Raw genomic sequence first — 19,083 nt, forward strand, 5'->3', positions numbered from 1 at the left:
TATTATCTGTTTAAGTATACTTTACCCTGACGTGGCTTTGTGCTACCGTCGTTAAAGTCTACCACATAGAAATATACACCTACAGGTAGTACATCGTCTCCAAGGTTACCCGATTGGTTAGAAGTTCCATCCCATTCTGGAGTGGAAGCATTGCCTTTATAAACGGCATTACCCCATCTGTTAAAGATTGTGATGTTGAAATTAGGATATTCCCTTTCAAGCTTTTCAACAACAAAAATGTCGTTTTTACCGTCGTCGTTTGGTGTAATCGCTTCTGGGAATAGTAATTCACAGTCTTCTAAACTAACTGTAACAGATAATCTTTCTGAACTTTCACAACCGTTATCTGAAATTAAGGTAGCGTAATAAGTAGTGCCATCAGTTAGCATAGCATTATTGCTTAGGGCAGTCATACTGTCTACTGACTCATACCAGGTTATTGTACCGGTTTCGTTGATCTCGGCAGAAAGGTCTGAAAGTGTAGGATTGTCAAATGCACATAGTTCATAATCTGAACTAATAGTTGGTGCTGGAGAATCTACAATATTTACAGTAAGTACTGCAGCTTCAGATTCACATCCATTATCGGCAGATTGAGTTACATAGTAATCTCCGTTTACCAATAGGTCTTCATCGCTTACCATCATACTTAGGGCGGCGTCAGAATACCAGGTTAAGTTAGTTCCATCGGCAACTAATAAATCGGCAGTTGGAGCATCAATGGCACAGAAGGCCAGTGCTGTTCCAGTAGTTGGAGCTGCTGGGGCATCACCAAGCGTGATAGTGATTGTAGAGACATCGTCTCCGCCACAATCGTCTCCCTGGGCCTCAACAGTATATGTTACTTCGTAAGTTCCCGCATCAAAGGCAGAAGGATCCATAGTGCCGTTTGTAATAACTTCACCATTTAAAGTGAACTCGCCATCCATGTCTGCTTCTGCAGAAAGTAGAGAATAAAGGTCTTGTGTCTCATCGTTAGTACAAAGACTAACTGCCAGGTTTTCACCAGCGTCTGCACCCTGAAGTACTTCTACTGTGAAAGTAGTACTGGCTTCGCCTTCAACGCAAGGAACATCTTCATTTACTGTATAAGTTACTTCGTAGCTTCCAGCACCCATCATAGATGGACTAAAAACTCCGTTTTCGTAACCTTCAAAAGTACCATCTTGGTTTCCAGATGTAATTAGGCTATAAAGGTTCAAATCGTCGTCGCTTGAACAAAGAGTTTGGTCTACTATTTCACCAACTTCGGCGTCAATGGCGTCAGTAACTTCTACCGAAAGTTCTACAGAGTCTGAACAGGATCCGCTACCAAGAGTATAAGTAGTACTAAACGTTCCAATTGGGTTATTCAAATATTGCTGTCTTATTTGTTCCATACTTGGTTCAAATGTTCCATTTCGTGACACACCGTTTTCAAGAAGGCTTACAAAATAACTGCGAACAGCTCCAACAGTTGGATTTTCCTGTACTTCTGTTACACAAATTGTAGTGTTGTTGTCTGCACCTGCATTAGGATTCTCTGAAACAACTATGGTAAATGAACTTGAGTCCTCTCCAATAATACAGTCATCGTCTTCTTCAGTTACGGTGTAAGTGATTGTATACCCGTCTAAATTCTCGCCTATTGAAGGGGCAAACATATTATTTTCTACTCCTTCACCGGTAAAAGTACCACCAGGTTGAGCGCCTGAATCTTCCAGGTAATCTGTTAAACTTATCATTCCTTGAGTAGTACAAGCAAATTGATCTTCAATATCTCCTGCGTTTGCCGGGCCTGCTTCCTGAATGCTTATTTCGAAACTTACAGAATCTGAAGATCCTTCGATAACACAGTCAGCCGAATCATCTACTGAATATGTGATTATATAAGTTTCACCTGGAGTAGCCAGTGTTGGATCAAAATTTCCTTCATCATTCAATACAGTTACATCATTAGAAGTAAATTCCCCACCCGTAGAAGCATTTGTATCTAGATTTTCCAAATCTTCAAATACAATCACATCTGTGGCGCTACAGGCAAGATCAATGTTAGAAAAATCTCCAGCATTAGCTGCAGTCAATTCGCTAATAGTAATGTTTATGTCAACACTTTGGCAGTTAACCGTATAAGTGGTATTAAGATCGCCTAAGCCATTCTGATTCAAAAGTTGTTCTCTTATTTCATTTACTCCTGGTTCAAAAGTACCATTTAAGTCCATGCTATAAGGTTTCTGCGCTACTTGTGCTAATAAAAACTCTGATATTTCACCGTTTGTTGGGTTATCTACAACTTCATCTTCACAAAGGTCCACAAAAATTGGGTCTAGAATTTCTGCATCCTCACTAAGGGTAATTTCAAAACTGGTAGAACTTGAAGTCCCAGCTACAGTACAGAGGCTAGAACCATCTACTGAATATGTGATTGTATAAGTTTCATCTGGAGTAGCTAGAGAAGGGTCAAAATTTCCTTCATCGTTTATTACGGTAGCATCGTTAGAAGTAAATTCTCCGCCAGTAGTGGCATTAGAATCCAGGTTTTCTAACTCATCAAATACAATAATATCTGCGGCATTACAAGTAAGATTGATATCTTCAAAGCTTCCGGCGTTTGCTTCGGTTTCATCCAATATTGTAATGTTAAAGCTTGCTTGGTCTGACCCACAAGGACTGTCATTATCTCCAACGGTATAAGTCCCAGCCAGGGTTAAAGAAGGAGCTCTATTATTATCTTGATAGTAGGCCAATAAGGTAAGACCTAATTGTGTTGCGCTTGGCTCAAAAGTTCCCGATGTGTCACCTTCCCAATCAAATCTTTCAAAAAGGTTGGTTAATGTTGCTTCCGGATTTTGCGGATCAAAATTATTGGCAATTTCTTCAACCTCTGTAATGCATAGAGATGCTTCAACATCATCACCTGCATTAGCTTCAGTAGTAACTGTGATTTCAAAAGTGGTTGAGCTCGAGGTGCCCTCTATAGTACAGAAAGCAGAGTCATCTACCGAATAGGTAATGGTATATGTTTCTCCCGGTGTAGCCAGTGTTGGATCAAAATTTCCTTCATCGTTCAATACACTTACATCGCTGGATGTAAATTCTCCATCTGTATTTGCATTTCCGTCCAAATTAGAAAGATCTTCAAAAATGATCACCTCAGTAGCACTACATGAAACCTGGATATCGTTAAAGCTGCCAGCATTGGCCGAAGTTAATTCACTTACAGTTATATCTATATCCACAGTTGTTTCTCCACAATCTGTATTTACAGTATATTGGGTAGGGTAATTGCCCAGTCCATTTTGGTTTTGAAATTGTTGAAGAATTTCTGATGGTGTAGGGTTGAAACTTCCTCCACTAGGCAAGTTGGTATTTAGGCTAATTAAGTTATTTAAATAGGAAGTCACTCCAAAAACATCTGGATTATCCTGAACTTCACTTTCACATAAATTAACCACTATAGGCTTAACTTGTAAATTATCATCAGTTACAGTAAGGTTAAAAGAAGTAGATTCATTCCCTTCCAGGCATTCTCCAGAATTCTCATCTACTGTATAGGTAATAGTATATTCTCCAGGGCCCTGTGTAACATCAAAAATATTATTTTCTACTCCCAATCCAGAAAATGTACCACCGGTAGTTGCCGTGTCATCTATATTTTCAAGAGTATTTAAATCGAAAAAGTCTTCTGTTGAACAGGCAAGGGAGAAATTATTAAATTCACCAGGATTAACCTGCTCAGTATCGATAATGGTTACTGAAGCTTCAATCGCTTCACATCCTTCGTCCAGGGTATAGGTGGTAGCAAACGGAGCTGCAAAAGGATCATTTTGATATTGCGTAACTAAATCGGCTAATGCTGGTTCAAAAGTTCCTTCTCCGGGATTTCCCATTAAGCTTAAGTAAAAGCTTCTAAAACCTTCAATGGTGGGATTGTTGATGGCAGAAATACAAACGGTGGCACTCACTGTGTCAACAATTTGTGGAGCTTCTAAGCTTACTGTAACCTCAGCTCTATCTGAACTTTCACATGGTTCTTCAGGGATTCCTTCGTTATTAATAATTTGACTTGCATAATAAGTTGCGCCATTAACTAGCTCTTCTGAAGAATCTAATCTTGTGATTGAGTTATCAGCAGAATACCAAAAAATTGCCTGTGTATTCTCACTTGTACCGCTAGCTTCTAAATCGGCTATGGTAGCTCCTTCACAAAATTCTTGTGTTAAATCTGCTGTTGGGGCAATTGCAGGATCTGGGCTGTACCTTACTGCTGTTCTATAAGAGAAATTACATGTTCCACTGGTGTTTTGCCCTATAAAATAAGTTTCCCCAGCTTCAAGATCATCTGAAGGATCAGCAGTATTAGTGCCAGTACGTGTTGTAAAAGCGATTAAGTCTGCAGAATTTTCAACAAATCCTCGCAAAAGATCGGAAACCGGTCTCGTTTCTGATTCAGATGAAAGACATGGTGAATAGATATTTCCGTAATTTGAAGTTGGAGCGGGAGTTGTATCCTCAAAATTTACTGTTATTTCTACCCTGTCTGAACAGCTGGAGTCTGAACTTGCAGCGAAATAATCTTCTCCATCAACTAAATATTCACTCGAACTCAAAGGATTAGTGGAGTCCGCTTCATTAAAAAAAACAATATCACCATTAGTGGTACTCGCTCCACTGGCGGCTTCTAAATCAGCAATTGTGCTTTCTAAGTAACATAGATTGGAAGGAGCTGTGTCTGCCACTGAGACGCAACTCGTCTGCCCAAATGAAGGCAAGGTTCCAATTAACAATACAAAGGCGAAAAGGAACCAATTTGTTCCCTTCCTCCCAAAAGTAAAATTTTGCATAGGCTAGGTGTTAAAATTCAATTATTAGTATTAGTTTAAAAAAATTAGCAGCACAAATATTAAAATAATTTTTAACATTGTAAGTTAAATTAGTAATCAGTTTAACAATTTTTATCATTCATGGCCGGCTTATTGCTTATTTGATAAAATCTGTATGAGTTTTTATCTGCTAAACCACATTAAATTTATGAAAAAATTAATAATATGACCCGATATATAGTGACTTTTCTGCTTTTCGTCCTGTGTTTTTTACCTTCAGTCGAAGCTCAGACCAAAATTGAAGTTGGGGAAAATTTCCTCAATCAGCATCAAATAAAAAGGGCGAAAAATGTTTTTGAGGAGCTTTCAAATAACAAAAAAGCCATAGAATACCTTGGGGATATTGCCAGCTTTGAAAAAAGATGGGATGATGCCATTAAGTATTATGAAGAGCTGGTGGAAAATGATCCTGATTCGGCGGTTTATAATTTTAAACTTGGAGGGGCGCTTGGAATGAAAGCTATGGAGGCTTCTAAATTTAAAGCAGCACTTATGGTTGGTGATATTAAAACCTATCTAAATAAAACTGCAGAGTTAGATAAGAACCATTCTGAAGTTCGGCGAGCATTGGTGGAACTATATATGCAATTGCCGTCTTTTATTGGCGGAGATGAGGAGATAGCTCAACAATATGTAAATGAGCTTAAATCCATCAATAAAGTAGATGCTTATTTAGCTCAGGCATATATAAATAAAGCTAAGGATGAACAGGATGAGATGCAAGAAGCTGTGAGCTCTGCGCTTCATTATGCTCAAAATAATCCTAAACTTATAGAACGTAATTATTTAAATTATGAGCTTGGGGAGCGGGCTGCTACTTTAAAAATAATGCCTGATGCTGCTATACATTTTCTACAGAAATATACTGAAAATTATAACTATAAAGATTTAACATCTCCCGCCTGGGCGCATTACCACATAGCTAAAATGCAGGTTTTGCAAAATAATCAGGATAAGGCTTTAAATCATGTAAATAAAGCCCTTGCTGTACAATTCAATTTTCCGGAAGCAGAAAAGCTGAAACGACAAATATTAGAGATGTAAGCTCAAGGCATTTTCCTATCTCTTAACTATATTTGCAGGCAGTTAAAAATAGTCTGAACCGCCAATTTATTGGAATACGAAATTGAATCTCATGAAACTTCACTTTATAGCAATTGGAGGCAGTGCTATGCATAGCCTTGCCCTTGCTCTTCATCAAAAAGGAAATACTATCACCGGAAGCGATGATGCGATATACGAGCCTTCCAAATCGGCTTTAGAAATAGAAGGCCTTTTGCCTGATAGTTTTGGTTGGTTTCCAGAAAAAATAACTAAAGAACTGGATGCTGTTGTATTAGGTATGCACGCAAAAAATGATAATCCTGAGATAAAGAAAGCCAAAGAATTAGGTTTGAAAATCTATTCTTATCCGGAATATCTTTTTGAAATATCTAAAGAGAAGACTCGTGTTGTGATTGGTGGCTCCCACGGGAAAACTACCATTACTGCTATGATTATTCACGTGATGCATTATCACGGAAAAGAAATTGATTATATGCTGGGAGCACCGGTAAGGGGAATTGAAAATACTATTCATTTAAGCGATGACACAGATTTTATGCTTATTGAAGGCGACGAATATCCGGCTTCGGCTATAGATCTTCGGCCTAAATTTCACTTATATCAACCTAATATTGCTTTGCTTAGCGGGATTGCCTGGGATCATATTAATGTGTTTCCAACTTTGGAGAATTATGTGGAGCAGTTTGAGGTATTTATCAATTCTATAGTGAAGGGTGGAATTTTAGTATATAACGAAGAAGATAAAACCTTAAAACAGCTTGTAGAAAATACCGAAAATCAAATAAGAAAGCATCCATATTTTACTCCGGAATATCACGTAGAAGAAGGGGATACTATTTTAGAAACTTCAGAAGGCGATATGCCTTTAGAAATTTTTGGAAAGCATAATATGAATAATCTTGCCGGTGCCAAATGGATTTGCCAACATATGGGAATTGATGAAGATGATTTCTATGAAGCTATAATGGAGTTTGAAGGAGCGAGCCGAAGGTTGGAAAAGATTTATGAAAGTGATGCTGGGGTTGTCTTTAAAGATTTTGCACATAGCCCGTCTAAAGTAAAGGCTAGTACTAACGCGGTAAAAGAGCAATACCCCGATAAAAAATTAATAGCCTGCTTGGAATTACACACTTTTAGCAGTCTTAGTTCGGCTTTTATTCAGCAGTATGAAAATGCGCTTAATGAAGCTGATGAAACGATAGTTTTCTATTCTCCGGAAGCAATTGCGCAAAAACAAATGAACCCTATTTCGGCGGAAGAGATAAGAACAGCCTTTAATGAACCAAATCTTGAGGTTGTCTCTGAAACTGCTGTTTTACAGGATTTATTAGAATCTAAAGATCTAAACGATGCAGTGTTGCTTTTAATGAGTAGTGGGACCTTCGGGAACCTAAAACTGGAAAATGTAATAGCCTTGTTTTAGGTTAAACCCTTCATTTTAAATAGTTTTAGCAAGGATAAAGAATCATTTTTTATCTTTATAAAACTATGGAGCAGAAAAATCAAAATGGTTTTGGTATTAAATCCTGGGCAGAAGATGACCGGCCCAGGGAAAAACTACTTCAAAAAGGCAAAGTTAGTCTTAGCGATGCCGAACTTATTGCTATTCTAATAGGTTCTGGAAGTAGAGACGAATCTGCGGTACAATTAAGCAAACGCATTTTAGCTTCCACAGGAAATCAACTAAGTGAACTTGGAAAGCTTTCAGTAAAAAAACTCTGCGAGTTTAAAGGGATTGGTCCGGCAAAGGCAGTGAGTATTGTGGCTGCTATGGAGCTTGGCCGGAGACGAAGAACAGAAGAAGCTTTAGAAAAGAAAAAAATCACTTCAAGCGCTTCGGTTTTTGAGTTGATGCAACCTATAATTGGGGAGCTTTATCACGAGGAGTTTTGGATTATTTACCTTAATAATTCTAATAAAGTCATTGAGCAATTACAGCTTAGTAAAGGCGGAATAACGGGCACCCTTGTAGATGTGCGTATTACTTTAAGAAAAGCGCTTGAGGTTGGAGCTACTTCAATAATTTTGGCGCATAATCACCCTTCAGGAACTTTAAAGCCCAGCGAGGCCGATAAGCAACTTACGCAAAAGCTTAAAACCGCCGCGCAAAGTTTAGATATTAAGGTGCTAGACCATCTTATTGTAACCGAAAAATCATACTTTAGCTTTGCAGACGAAGGCGTACTTTAAATTGTTTAGATGCTATTAATTTATACCCAGAAAATAACCCCGCGAATAGTTTATACTTTTAAACATATTTGCACAAATATTCTGGGGATTTCTATAAAATTTACTACCAAGATAGAAGAGTTTATCGCACACGAAGGAATGAAGCTTACTTATGGTAAGCAAGCTCTTGGTAACGAACTTTTTTTGCAAAAGGTAGCTCTTTTAATGGAGCAGGGTTTAAGTGAAGTGGAAATAAAAGTACAGCCCTGGGGTGACGATTCATGCTTCTTTCCTGTTTCAGAACATAGTGCTTTACCATTTGATATTTTTGCAGCTTCCTTTTTTTTACTGAGTAGGTATGAAGAATATTTGCCTCATGTTAAAGATCATTTGGGGAGATTTCCTGCTACAGAAAGTGTGGGATATCAGGAGGGGTTTTTGCAATCTCCCCTCGTAGATATCTGGGCTTATAAATTTAAGGAAGTCCTTCAGGAAAGGTTTCCAGAAATTTCTCTTGAAAGAAGACAGTTTCATACCCAGGCAATTATAGCAGTAGAACATGTTTTTAACTTTCAGAACAAAGGGTTTTTAAGGAGTTTAGCTGGGATGCACCTGGATATAATAAAATTCCAGTTCAATAAGGTTATAGACAGGATTCAGGTACTATTGAGGGTTAAAAAAGATCCACTCAATGTTTTTGAAGATCTCATTGCTTTTATAAAAGATTATAAAGTGTCTTTGCTGTTTATGTTTCAGTTAAGCGACTTTTCTATTTACGATCGCAATATTAACTACAATAGAAATCCATATCGTTCTATTATTAAATATGTAGGTGATTATGCTAAGGTTGGTCTAATCCCGGGATATTTTGCTTACGAGGATTTTAAGACCCTGCGGAAGGAAAAACTTCGTTTGGAAAACACAGTACATACGCCGTTGGAAAGGGTTATTAACGTGAAAAATAATTTGAATATTCCTGAGTTTTACACTTTTTTGACTGAATTAGAAATTCCACAAGATTACTCTATGGGATATCCTGAAACTTCAGGTTTTAGGGCTGGTACCTGTAGTCCTTTTTTGTTTTATGATATCAATACCGAGTCTACGCTTCCTTTAAAAATACATCCTTATGTTTTTAATTCAAATATTGTTGAACATACTGATTTTGGAAAATTAACTGCTGAAGTTGCGAAAATGCTGGAGCAGGTTAAAAAGGTAGAAGGAAGTTTTAAAGCGGTTTTTAAAAATCAGGACTTTTCTGAATATTCCAATTATGAGGATTACTACGCACTATTAAAACAGATTTATGAAATTAAATAATATTAATCATATATTTTTTGACCTGGACCATACGCTTTGGGATTTCGATAAAAATTCGGCCCTGGCCTTTGAACGAGTTTTTAAGTCTCGAAATATTCCTTTGGAAATTAATAATTTCCTAGAAGTATATATGCCAATAAATTTTAAATATTGGGAGCGGTATAGAAACGATGACGTCTCTAAGGAAGATTTGCGCTATGGAAGGTTAAAGGATAGCTTTGATGTTTTAAAATTTGAAGCAGATAGGATGCTAATAGATAACATTGCTATAGATTATATACAATATTTGCCAGATCATAATTACCTATTGGATGGAGGTAAAGAGGTCTTGGATTATCTTAAAAGTAACTATGAATTGCACATTATCACTAACGGTTTTGAAGAAGTACAGCACAAAAAACTTATCAATTCAGGAATTCACGAATACTTTACTACGGTTACTACATCTGAAGAAGCCGGTGTAAAAAAACCCAATAAACAAATATTTGAATTTGCCCTTAAGAAATCTTCAGCGACTCCTCAAAATAGTATTATGATAGGCGATAATTTTGAAGCCGACTGTACCGGGGCTAAAAACTGTGGGATAAAACCCATTTTTTTTGACTACTATAGGAATAAAGAGAATATCGACGTAATACACATAAAAACGTTAAAAGAGCTAAAGGCTTATTTGTAATAATAAAGTTTTGTTAATTTCGTTAGTACAACACATTCTGAAGGCTAATGAAATTCCATTCATTCTTTCTTATCAAGTTTAGAGCGCTTATTGTTGTAAGTTGCTTATTCTTAAGTTGTGCCAAAGATATTGATTTGAGCCAGCGGGAAAATATCTCCCTTACTCCGGACTTGCAGATAGATCTACTTATTTACGATATAGATCAATCTCAATTTAATGATCCTACTACAGGAAATTTAAAAACTCGAATTAGCGATACCGTGCGTTTGGAATTTTTAGACGATGATTATATACAAAATGATCTCTCTAGTGTAGATTTTTATTTTAGACATATTAATACTTTTCCCCGCGAGATTGTAAGTAAAATCAGGTTTCTATCAGAATCTAATGTAGAGCAATTTACAGTAAACTATACCATCCAACCGGGAGCTACAGGTAATCCCATAACAACAGAGGAAAATGAATTAATAGAAGAAGGTCGTGTAGATTTAGTACGTAGAAGTATAAAAATGGTGGTAGAATTAGAAGTGCAGCCGGGTACAACGGCTTTTGAAGGAGAATTGGATTTTGCTTCAAAAGGCTTCTTTTCGTTTGAATTTTAATGATGTGGAGACTTATTTGCTTTTTTTTACTTTTTTCAAGCGCGGTTGTTTCCCAAAACAAACCGCTATTGTTTAATGTAGACGATCTTCCACAAACTTTAATGAGTAATCCCGGTGCCCAAATAAACTTTACCGGCCATATTGGAATTCCACTTTTCTCTCAAATTCATTTATCGGCAGGTTCCACCGGGGCAGATCTTTACGATATTTTTGCCGATGACGGTACCAATATAAATACCCGAATCCAGGAAACCATGAGAAATATGAATTCCAGAGATTATTTTGCTGTCAATCAGCAATGGGAAATTCTTTCTTTAGGATGGAAATTAGATAGAAAAAATTACCTCTCTACCGGGATATATCAGGAAGTGGATGTATTTGCTTACTTTCCAAAAGACCCTGCTGTATTAACTAATGAAGGCAATAGTAATTACCTGAATGAACCTTTTTATTTTGATGATGTTTCTTTTACAGGTGAGATATTAACGGTTTATCACCTGGGAATAAACCATAAATTTGATAAACGACTTACAGTGGGAGCCAGGGCAAAATTATATTCCGGGATCTTTAATGCTGAAAGTACCGGGAACACAGGAAGGTTTACTACTTATACAACTCCGGGAGGAAGGAATGTTTACAGGCATGAAGTGGTAGATTTAGATGTATTAATCAATACCTCGGGTTTTGCGCCTTTAAAAGATGAAGAAGGAATGACCGTAGAACAGGCCACTGCCGAACTACTAAGTAGGTCTTTTTTTGGTGGGAATGTTGGGTTCGGGTTAGACCTGGGACTTTCCTATATCCTTGACGAACAATTTATACTTTCGGGTTCTGTCCAGGATCTTGGAGCTGTTTTTCAACGTAAGGAGGTTGAAAATTACCGATATTTTGGAGCTTATGAAACCAGTGGTTTAGAACCGCTGTTTCCAGATTTAGATGAGAACGATGAAGCCATACCTTATTGGGATATTTTTGAAGACGAAATAGATAGAAACTTAAGAGACGAGACTACCAACCAATCTTACACTACCTGGCGCCCAATAAAAGCTAATTTTGCGATGGAATATGGTTTTGGTCCGGCATTTTTACCCTGTCACTATTTAAGCGTAAAAAAAGTGAGGTATATGAATTTATTGGGAATGCAGCTAAGCGGGGTAAAAAGACCAAAAGGATTTGTCTATGCGCTTACAGCTTATTGGGATAGGAAAATCAATGAAAATCAGCGTTTCAAAATAGCCTATTCTTTAGACGATTATTCTTTAACCAATATTGGCTTGATGTATACCAGAACTTTTAATAAATTTAATGTATATCTAGCTGCCAATAATTTGCTGGGTTTTCCTAATTTGGCAAAAGCCCATAGCGCTTCCATTCAATTGGGAATGCAGTTGATTTTCAATAAATAACAACACGAAAATGAAAAATATAATTTTTGTACTCGCTTTCTTTATAGGAACTATGTCCGCTTTTGCACAAAATCTGGATCAATATAAATACATTATTGTACCTGAAAAGTTTGAATTTTCAAAAGAAGAAAATGAATATCAGGTAAATGCACTTACCAAATTTTTATTTGATAAATATGGTTTTGAGACATTGATGAAGGGTGAAGAAAAACCCTTAGATCTTCAGGAAAATTACTGTTTAGGTCTTACCGCTAATGTAAAGGATCATTCTGGCTTGTTTGTAACCAAGCTGGTTGTTCAGTTAGAGGATTGTCGGGGAAGTATTGTTTTTGAAACCAAGGAGGGAAGAAGCAGGATAAAAGATTTTAAAGACGCACACCAGGAAGCATTACGCGATGCTTTTACTGATATTAAAGAATTGAATTACGAATTTAACCCTGCTGGAGTTTCAGTTTCTACTTCCTCTGCAAATGAAGAGCAACCAAAGGTAGTTGAAGAAGCTGAAGTTGCGAAAACCGAACCAAACCCTCAGCCCGATAAAATTTCTGAAGAAATTAAAACTCCCACCACAGCGCCTGCTGAAGTAGTGGTTAAAAATCCTATGATAGAAAATGCCTCAATCAAAGAATTGAATTTCGAAAAAGATGGTACTTCTTATACTCTAAGGAAATCTGATTCCGGTTATTCATTTTATCAGGAAAATTCAGAAGAACCTTTTGCAGTTTTGGCAAAATCTGGAGGAGAAAATAGTTTTATATACAAATCCCTTACCCGGCAAGGCGTAGCCTATTTTGATAAGGGAGGTAATTTGGTAGTGGAGTATTTGAACGCCGAAAATAAGTCGGTGAAACTTGTTTATAAAACTTCGGCAAATCAATAATTGTACTTGGTTTTCCAGCGTTTCTTAAGAAATTCTCTTTGCGCATTTTCCCGTTGATTATTTCCCGGGTCATAAAACTTTGTGTTTTTTATTTCGTCGGGTAAAAATTCAGCTTCCACAAAATTGTTTTCGTGATTGTGGGCATATTTATAATCTTTTCCGTATCCAATATCTTTCATTAGTTTGGTTGGAGCATTCCTAATGGATAGCGGAACCGATAAATTTCCGGTTTTCTTTACCGCACTTTGCGCCTGGTTAATCGCCATATAGGCAGCGTTGCTTTTTGGTGAAGTTGCCAGGTAGGTAACGCATTGGCTTAACACTATTCTGGCTTCGGGAAAACCGATGGTAGTTACCGCCTGAAATGTGTTATTAGCGATCACCAGAGCCGTAGGATTCGCATTTCCTATATCTTCACTAGCCAAAATAAGCAATCTTCTGGCAATAAATTTTACATCTTCTCCGCCTTCAATCATCCTGGCTAACCAGTAAACTGCCGCGTTAGGATCGCTTCCGCGAATAGATTTAATAAATGCTGAAATGATATCGTAATGCTGCTCGCCGGTTTTATCATAAAGCACTGTATTCTGTTGAACGCGGTTAAATACGAGCTCATTAGTGATTTCAAGATTTCCTTCTGAAGAAGTCACCAAAAGTTCAAAAATATTTAAAAGCTTCCGGGCATCACCGCCACTTAACCTAAGTAAAGCTTCAGTTTCTTTTAATTTTATATTTTTAGCGGCAATAACTTTATCTTCCCGCATCGCCCTTTCCAAAAGTGCTACCAGATCTTCTTTGCTAAAAGGTTTTAAAATATAAACCTGACACCGGGAAAGTAGTGCTGAAATTACCTCAAAACTCGGATTCTCGGTAGTTGCACCAATTAAAGTAACCCAACCTTTTTCTACTGCGCCTAACAGAGAATCCTGTTGAGATTTGCTAAAACGATGAATTTCATCTATAAATAGAATAGGATTTTTTGTGGTAAATAAGCCATCGCTTTTTTTGGCCTTTTCTATCACTTCACGAACATCTTTTACTCCGCTGCTAATGGCGCTAAGGGTAAAGAAAGGCCTGTTTGAAGTAGTGGCGATAATATTGGCTAAAGTTGTTTTTCCAACGCCCGGTGGTCCCCAGAATATAATAGACGGAATAATGCCTTGCTTAAGCTGTTGTCGCAAAGCTCCCTTTGGACCAATAAGGTGCTGCTGACTTAAGTAATCGTCTAAAGTTTGTGGGCGTAATCGTTCTGCTAATGGTTTACTCATCTGACAAAATTAGTAAAAAAAGCCCCTTAATCCCCAAAGGGGAAATTTTCTTTGAAGTCCTGCAATTTTTAATGTTATAGTGGTTTAATTCTCTAAAATTTATCATATAATTTTAAAAGATTATTTTCAATTTCATAATTCCATAGCTTGCATCGTAATGCTTGGATTTATCCTTTGTATTTGTTCGTTAAAGTAAAACGTCTTGACTGCCCTTCTTATTTTAGATAATAGACTTTAAAAAGATATGGGCTGTACCCTATATGACAATTTATCCCTTTCGACAAATTTGGATTCTTTTTTGTAATATTAAAAGAAATTAATTTCTGTGAAAGAATCTAATCCTTTTGTTTTTACTACCGGCGTTTTGGGCTATCCCATCTTGTTTGTGCTGCTTATTTGGATAGTTTTCTGGTTTGAAATTCGCTTCGGAATTAGTTTTAACAACTTTGGAGTGCGTCCTGGAGAGATTAAAGGTTTAAGAGGAATTTTATTTTCGCCATTTATTCACGGAGATATAAAGCACCTTTTTAATAATACCATCCCGCTTTTTGTACTTTCCATGTCGCTTTTTTATTTCTATAGAAAGATAAGCTGGCCGGTGCTAATTATTGGTTTACTCCTTACCGGTATTCTAACCTGGAGTATTGGGAGACCTGCCAACCATATTGGAGCAAGTGGAATAATATATATGCTTGCAGCTTTCTTATTTTTTAAAGGTATTTTTTCCAAATATTATAGGTTGGTGGCACTTTCTCTAATTGTAGTTTTTCTTTATGGAGGGATGCTATGGTATGTTACTCCTATAGATCCTGAAATTTCCTGGGAAGGGCATCTTTCCGGATTAATTTCGGGTTTTGTGTTGGCGTTTTTTTATCGGAAGAGTACTATTAAAAGTCCTAAATACGAATGGGAAAAACCTGAATATAGCGAGGATGAGGATTTATTTATGCAGCATTTTGATGAACATGGGAATTTCATTGAAGAAGCCCCCCAACCTCCCGAAGTAAATTCGGGACAGGCTCCTAAGGGGGGGTATGACACTCAGTTTAGTGAGAAAGAAGATGATAATTCAGAAGTTACTTATCGGTATTATTATAAGAAATCTAAAGATAAGGAATAGCTTTTATGCACACCAAAGAGCTATTTTTATGAGCATAGTATTTTCGGAAATTATTAGTTTGGGATTCGCTGCGAGTTTTGCCACGAATTCACAAAAAAAATTGGTTTTAATAAAACCCAAAAAATCCAGAGCACACGGAGATACTACAAATTATACAGGTTTTTCGCTAAAATTCCGAAAGAAAATTATAGCTAATCATACGAGATCAGTCTTATCAGCATTCCAATTTTAGCTCCCTTCCCCTTGGGAAGGGTGGGGGGATGGGCTTTTGCTTCGCTGCCTTATGGCTTCATATAAGAACACCCCACAAGCTACTGATACATTCAATGATTCGATTTTACCAAACATTGGAAGCTTCGCTTTTTTATCAACGCTTTTTAAAATTGAATTTGAAACTCCTTTAGCTTCATTTCCCATAACTATTGCTGAAGGCTTATTGAAATCTACATCGTAAACAGTGTCTTCTGTTTTCTCCGTTGCAGCTACCAGTTGTACTCCTGAAGATTGTAAGTAGAAAACTGCATCTTTTATATGATTCACTTTTACAATAGGAAGATTAAAAACTCCGCCAGCAGAAGTTTTAACGGTATCGGCATTTAAAGGAGCTCCACCTTTTTCAGGAATAATTATGGCATCAACTCCTGTGCATTCTGCGGTTCTAATAATTGCCCCAAAATTACGCACATCGGTGATTTGGTCCAGCAAAAGAAAGAGGGGAGTGGTTTTTTCTTCAAGAATTTTTTCAATTGTTTCTTCAAGGTTTCCAAATTTAATTGGGGAGATGGTGGCTACCACACCCTGGTGGTTTCCTTTGGAAAGCTTATAAAGTTTTTCTTCAGGAACGAATGAAATATTATAACTGCCTTTTTGAATAAGGTGATTTAATTCCTGAAATAAAGGTCCTGAGAGGCCTTTTTGAATATAAACTTTATCAATACTTTTTCCTCCCTGAATAGCTTCTATAACAGCTCTAATTCCAAAAATGCGTGTAGTTTCTTCCATAGCGCAAAGGTAGGTTTTGTTTTTAAAATTATGGAATTACCGGAAATAAAAAAACCACCCGGTTAGGGGTGGTTTTATAATAAGATAAGAATACCTATTTAGAATCCATCAGAATATTCAATGTCAAAACTTGCAACATTACCATTTACTGAAGTAACATTTCCAATTTCAAATACTCCGTAGAAGTCTTGAGTTTCTACGTTGCCATCTTCATCTTCGATGTCTCTGGTGTCCTTATATATAAATAAATCACCATCTACAAGATTTGTTGCTGAGGTAATTTCGTTACCATTTTCAAAAGCTGCCCTAGCTGAAAGTACATCAGCGTCCTCCAGGTTGAAACTGTTATCAGCTTTCACAAAACTAGCTCCTGAATCATTAATTACTTCAAAGCCAGTTGGTGCCAAAAATCGAATATCAGCACCTTCTACACCATCGGCAGAAATAGCACCCGTTTGAAGGTTTAGTTGATTCATTCCAAGGTCTTTTGAAAGCGTTACAGCATTAGAATTCTGGAATGCTTTTGGAGTGATAGCAACTTCCGAAGAAACTACATCTGTAAGGCTGCCACTCATAGCTGTAAATCTGTAATAAAGCGTATCATTAACACCAAGATTTAAATCGGTATAATTGGTTTCGCTTAATTCTACAGTTCCTTCTTCTGTTGAAAGATCCGCATCACTATCTGCATAGGTACCGTCACTATTCTTTTTAAGTTCTAATGTAACCTCATCAACGCCTGCTGAAAATGTAGAAACCTCATATGACAATTCTACTGAAGAAAGTGAGTCCATAGTTGTTGTAGAAGGATTGTCTCCTAGAGATATGGCTTTGCCTACCCCAATAGAAAAAGGGTCGTTTGTCATATTACCGTTGGAATACATGCTTCGTATTGTAATAGGGTAGTCACCAGTTTCCTGATTAGCCCCATCTTCATCGGTAAAAGTAAAATCTCCTAGAATAGATGAATTGAAGGTTGCTGTTTCTCCTGAAACTGTCGCTTCCCCAATAACTGATCCGTCTTGAAGAATTTCTACACTTTCTACGCTTACGCCTTCGGCAGTAAATAACTTTATGTTAAGATCTGCATTTCTATCCAAACGTGTAATAGAGTTATCACTTAAAGTCGCATATCCTCCCAAATCTATTAGATCATTATCGATTTCCCCGTCATCTGTATCGCAAGAAGCAAAGCCAAAAGCAATAATTAAACTAAGGCCTATAGGTTTTAAATATTTTTTCATATTAATATTTTATAATTTTATTTATTGTTTATAACACCTAGTCTACATCCCAGAAAATTGGGGTTTGAGCAGTATCACCTCCAATTGCTTCGGCAGCGGCCTCGTAATTGGTTTCATTAAGGTTAGTCTCATCTACTGGATAAGTATATCTTAACGGTACTGGTGTTTCAAATTCAACAGGAATGTTAAGTTGTGGTGCATCATATTTTCTCCATAAAGACCATCCCTGGAAAGGATTATCGAACATAGCAATCCAATACTGCGTAGCGAATTGCTCTACAGAACCATCATAAGCTACATCTGCCTGAGAAAGATATGTTGAGATTGCAGTTTCATCAGTTAATCCCCAATACTGCATAGAAGCAGTAATCGCAGCATTATAATGAGTTTCAGCATCACCTGCTATTCCGTAATTAAGATCACTAGAAGTAGCTCTAGATTGGTTGAAGCGAACTTCAGCATAATCTAATAAGATACCTTCACGGGTTGGTTGAAGGAATGGATCACCAATATGAGTGTAATCTCCATAGTTATTACTGGCGCCATATATACCACCTATATATCCATTTACGTTTTCGTCAAAATAAACCATTCTTCTTGGATCATCAAGATCATTCATATAATCTACGATGGTGTTAGAAGCTAAAAAGTCAGATCGACCACTAAGTACAAGATCTTCCCATAATGGGTTACCGTAAGGATCGTTACCCTGGTATTCTACGGTTGCATTATCTGCATTAGATGTAAATACTCCATCTGCAACAGCAGATTCTACGGTTGATTGAGAAAGGCCTGGATTAGCATCAGAAATCCTCATCCCTAATCTCAATTTAAGAGAATTAGCGAACATCATCCATTTATTCATATCTCCACCATAAACTACATCAGCAGAAGTGTATCCCTGTCCTGCAGATAACATAGTACTTACGCTACTTATTCTAGAGATCAAATCTTCGTAAATTGCCATATCATCGTCGTAAGCCGGTAATGGGAATTCGTCAGCTTGTCCTGCTTGAGAGTAAGGAATGTCTCCAAAACTATCTACTAGTACATGCCAGGCGTAAACTTCAATAACTTCTAATTGTCCCATACGGGCATCTTTTTCAGCTTGCTCAAGTTCAGCATTTTCTGCTACAATACTTTTTGCATCCTGAATATCTAAAATTACATCTCTATAGATTTCAGACCAAACATTATCGGGGTTTTGCCTCGATGTAAAGTTATAGTTTGGTTCATCTAAATATGTAGTTGTAGTGAAATACTGTGCCAGAAACCTGTACAGTCCATCATTTACGTTAGGAGATGCCATATTATCTGATAAACTTACCGTTGCAGCGGTAAACAAAAAGTCAGAAGCAACCTCCGTAGGATTTTTGGGATCTCTGTTAAGATCCTCATATTGCTCGTCACTCTGGCAAGACCATAGTGTTACGAGTGCCGTTAGAGCTACAATATATTTCTTCATAATT

At 37.1% G+C, this 19,083-nt stretch carries 14 protein-coding genes; 9 read left to right on the top strand and 5 right to left on the bottom strand.

All coding sequences use genetic code 11. The annotated features are described in order from the left end of the window. Positions 1–2: 2 nt before the first annotated feature. Positions 3–4,823, bottom strand: a complete 4,821-nt coding sequence (locus tag B5X51_RS13910; protein WP_079721801.1) for a T9SS type B sorting domain-containing protein — start codon at positions 4,821–4,823, stop codon at positions 3–5. Between the two features lie 204 nt (positions 4,824–5,027). On the opposite strand from B5X51_RS13910, the gene B5X51_RS13915 reads away from it, so the two are divergent. From B5X51_RS13915 to B5X51_RS13950, 8 genes are all read left to right on the top strand, one after another. Next, positions 5,028–5,906, top strand: a complete 879-nt coding sequence (locus B5X51_RS13915; RefSeq protein WP_079721802.1) for a tetratricopeptide repeat protein — start codon at positions 5,028–5,030, stop codon at positions 5,904–5,906. Between the two features lie 91 nt (positions 5,907–5,997). Next, a complete protein-coding gene (locus B5X51_RS13920) occupies positions 5,998–7,350 on the top strand; it encodes a UDP-N-acetylmuramate--L-alanine ligase (protein ID WP_079721803.1) in 1,353 nt (450 codons plus the stop codon). Positions 7,351–7,415: 65 nt separating this feature from the next. Next, positions 7,416–8,117 (top strand): RadC family protein, encoded by a 702-nt coding sequence (gene radC, locus B5X51_RS13925; RefSeq protein ID WP_079721804.1) that lies wholly within the window; start codon positions 7,416–7,418, stop codon positions 8,115–8,117. A 9-nt stretch (positions 8,118–8,126) separates the two neighbouring features. Then, entirely contained in the window at positions 8,127–9,416 is a 1,290-nt protein-coding gene (locus tag B5X51_RS13930) for a polysaccharide deacetylase family protein (protein ID WP_079721805.1), read from the top strand. After that, positions 9,403–10,092, top strand: a complete 690-nt coding sequence (locus B5X51_RS13935) for a YjjG family noncanonical pyrimidine nucleotidase (RefSeq protein ID WP_079721806.1) — start codon at positions 9,403–9,405, stop codon at positions 10,090–10,092. The genes B5X51_RS13930 and B5X51_RS13935 overlap by 14 nt, the downstream gene beginning before the upstream one ends. A gap of 47 nt (positions 10,093–10,139) precedes the next feature. Then, positions 10,140–10,694 (top strand): hypothetical protein, encoded by a 555-nt coding sequence (locus tag B5X51_RS13940; RefSeq protein WP_079721807.1) that lies wholly within the window; start codon positions 10,140–10,142, stop codon positions 10,692–10,694. Between the two features lie 68 nt (positions 10,695–10,762). Further along, positions 10,763–12,100, top strand: a complete 1,338-nt coding sequence (locus B5X51_RS13945; RefSeq protein WP_245828759.1) for a DUF5723 family protein — start codon at positions 10,763–10,765, stop codon at positions 12,098–12,100. A 10-nt stretch (positions 12,101–12,110) separates the two neighbouring features. Then, positions 12,111–12,980, top strand: a complete 870-nt coding sequence (locus tag B5X51_RS13950; RefSeq protein ID WP_079721809.1) for a hypothetical protein — start codon at positions 12,111–12,113, stop codon at positions 12,978–12,980. Here the strand turns inward: B5X51_RS13950 and B5X51_RS13955 are convergent. After that, on the bottom strand, positions 12,974–14,248 hold the full coding sequence (locus B5X51_RS13955) for a replication-associated recombination protein A (protein ID WP_079721810.1): 1,275 nt from the start codon (positions 14,246–14,248) through the stop codon (positions 12,974–12,976). The genes B5X51_RS13950 and B5X51_RS13955 overlap by 7 nt on opposite strands. Positions 14,249–14,573: 325 nt before the next feature. On the opposite strand from B5X51_RS13955, the gene B5X51_RS13960 reads away from it, so the two are divergent. Further along, complete coding sequence (locus B5X51_RS13960; RefSeq protein ID WP_079721811.1) at positions 14,574–15,368, top strand: rhomboid family intramembrane serine protease; 795 nt, start codon at positions 14,574–14,576, stop codon at positions 15,366–15,368. A gap of 228 nt (positions 15,369–15,596) precedes the next feature. Here the strand turns inward: B5X51_RS13960 and rlmB are convergent, their stop codons facing one another. The 3 genes from rlmB to B5X51_RS13980 all read right to left on the bottom strand — a co-directional run bounded on the left by rlmB (position 15,597) and on the right by B5X51_RS13980 (position 19,079). Next, complete coding sequence (gene rlmB / locus B5X51_RS13970; RefSeq protein ID WP_079721813.1) at positions 15,597–16,370, bottom strand: 23S rRNA (guanosine(2251)-2'-O)-methyltransferase RlmB; 774 nt, start codon at positions 16,368–16,370, stop codon at positions 15,597–15,599. A 98-nt stretch (positions 16,371–16,468) separates the two neighbouring features. Further along, entirely contained in the window at positions 16,469–17,614 is a 1,146-nt protein-coding gene (locus B5X51_RS13975) for a hypothetical protein (RefSeq protein ID WP_079721814.1), read from the bottom strand. A gap of 37 nt (positions 17,615–17,651) precedes the next feature. Beyond that, positions 17,652–19,079, bottom strand: a complete 1,428-nt coding sequence (locus B5X51_RS13980; RefSeq protein ID WP_079721815.1) for a SusD/RagB family nutrient-binding outer membrane lipoprotein — start codon at positions 19,077–19,079, stop codon at positions 17,652–17,654. Positions 19,080–19,083: the final 4 nt, after the last annotated feature.

The organism is Salegentibacter holothuriorum (genome assembly GCF_900168045.1).
Classification (GTDB): domain Bacteria; phylum Bacteroidota; class Bacteroidia; order Flavobacteriales; family Flavobacteriaceae; genus Salegentibacter; species Salegentibacter holothuriorum.

What these genes read in the sequence shown, in the direction of transcription:
- B5X51_RS13950 (WP_079721809.1), top strand. Translation starts at nt 12,111, where the DNA reads ATGAAAAATATAATTTTTGTACTCGCTTTCTTTATAGGAACTATGTCC.
- rlmB (WP_079721813.1), bottom strand. Translation starts at nt 16,370, where the DNA reads ATGGAAGAAACTACACGCATTTTTGGAATTAGAGCTGTTATAGAAGCT.
- B5X51_RS13975 (WP_079721814.1), bottom strand. Translation starts at nt 17,614, where the DNA reads ATGAAAAAATATTTAAAACCTATAGGCCTTAGTTTAATTATTGCTTTT.
- B5X51_RS13940 (WP_079721807.1), top strand. Translation starts at nt 10,140, where the DNA reads ATGAAATTCCATTCATTCTTTCTTATCAAGTTTAGAGCGCTTATTGTT.
- B5X51_RS13910 (WP_079721801.1), bottom strand. Translation starts at nt 4,823, where the DNA reads ATGCAAAATTTTACTTTTGGGAGGAAGGGAACAAATTGGTTCCTTTTC.
- B5X51_RS13980 (WP_079721815.1), bottom strand. Translation starts at nt 19,079, where the DNA reads ATGAAGAAATATATTGTAGCTCTAACGGCACTCGTAACACTATGGTCT.
- radC (WP_079721804.1), top strand. Translation starts at nt 7,416, where the DNA reads ATGGAGCAGAAAAATCAAAATGGTTTTGGTATTAAATCCTGGGCAGAA.
- B5X51_RS13930 (WP_079721805.1), top strand. Translation starts at nt 8,127, where the DNA reads ATGCTATTAATTTATACCCAGAAAATAACCCCGCGAATAGTTTATACT.
- B5X51_RS13915 (WP_079721802.1), top strand. Translation starts at nt 5,028, where the DNA reads ATGACCCGATATATAGTGACTTTTCTGCTTTTCGTCCTGTGTTTTTTA.
- B5X51_RS13935 (WP_079721806.1), top strand. Translation starts at nt 9,403, where the DNA reads ATGAAATTAAATAATATTAATCATATATTTTTTGACCTGGACCATACG.
- B5X51_RS13955 (WP_079721810.1), bottom strand. Translation starts at nt 14,248, where the DNA reads ATGAGTAAACCATTAGCAGAACGATTACGCCCACAAACTTTAGACGAT.
- B5X51_RS13920 (WP_079721803.1), top strand. Translation starts at nt 5,998, where the DNA reads ATGAAACTTCACTTTATAGCAATTGGAGGCAGTGCTATGCATAGCCTT.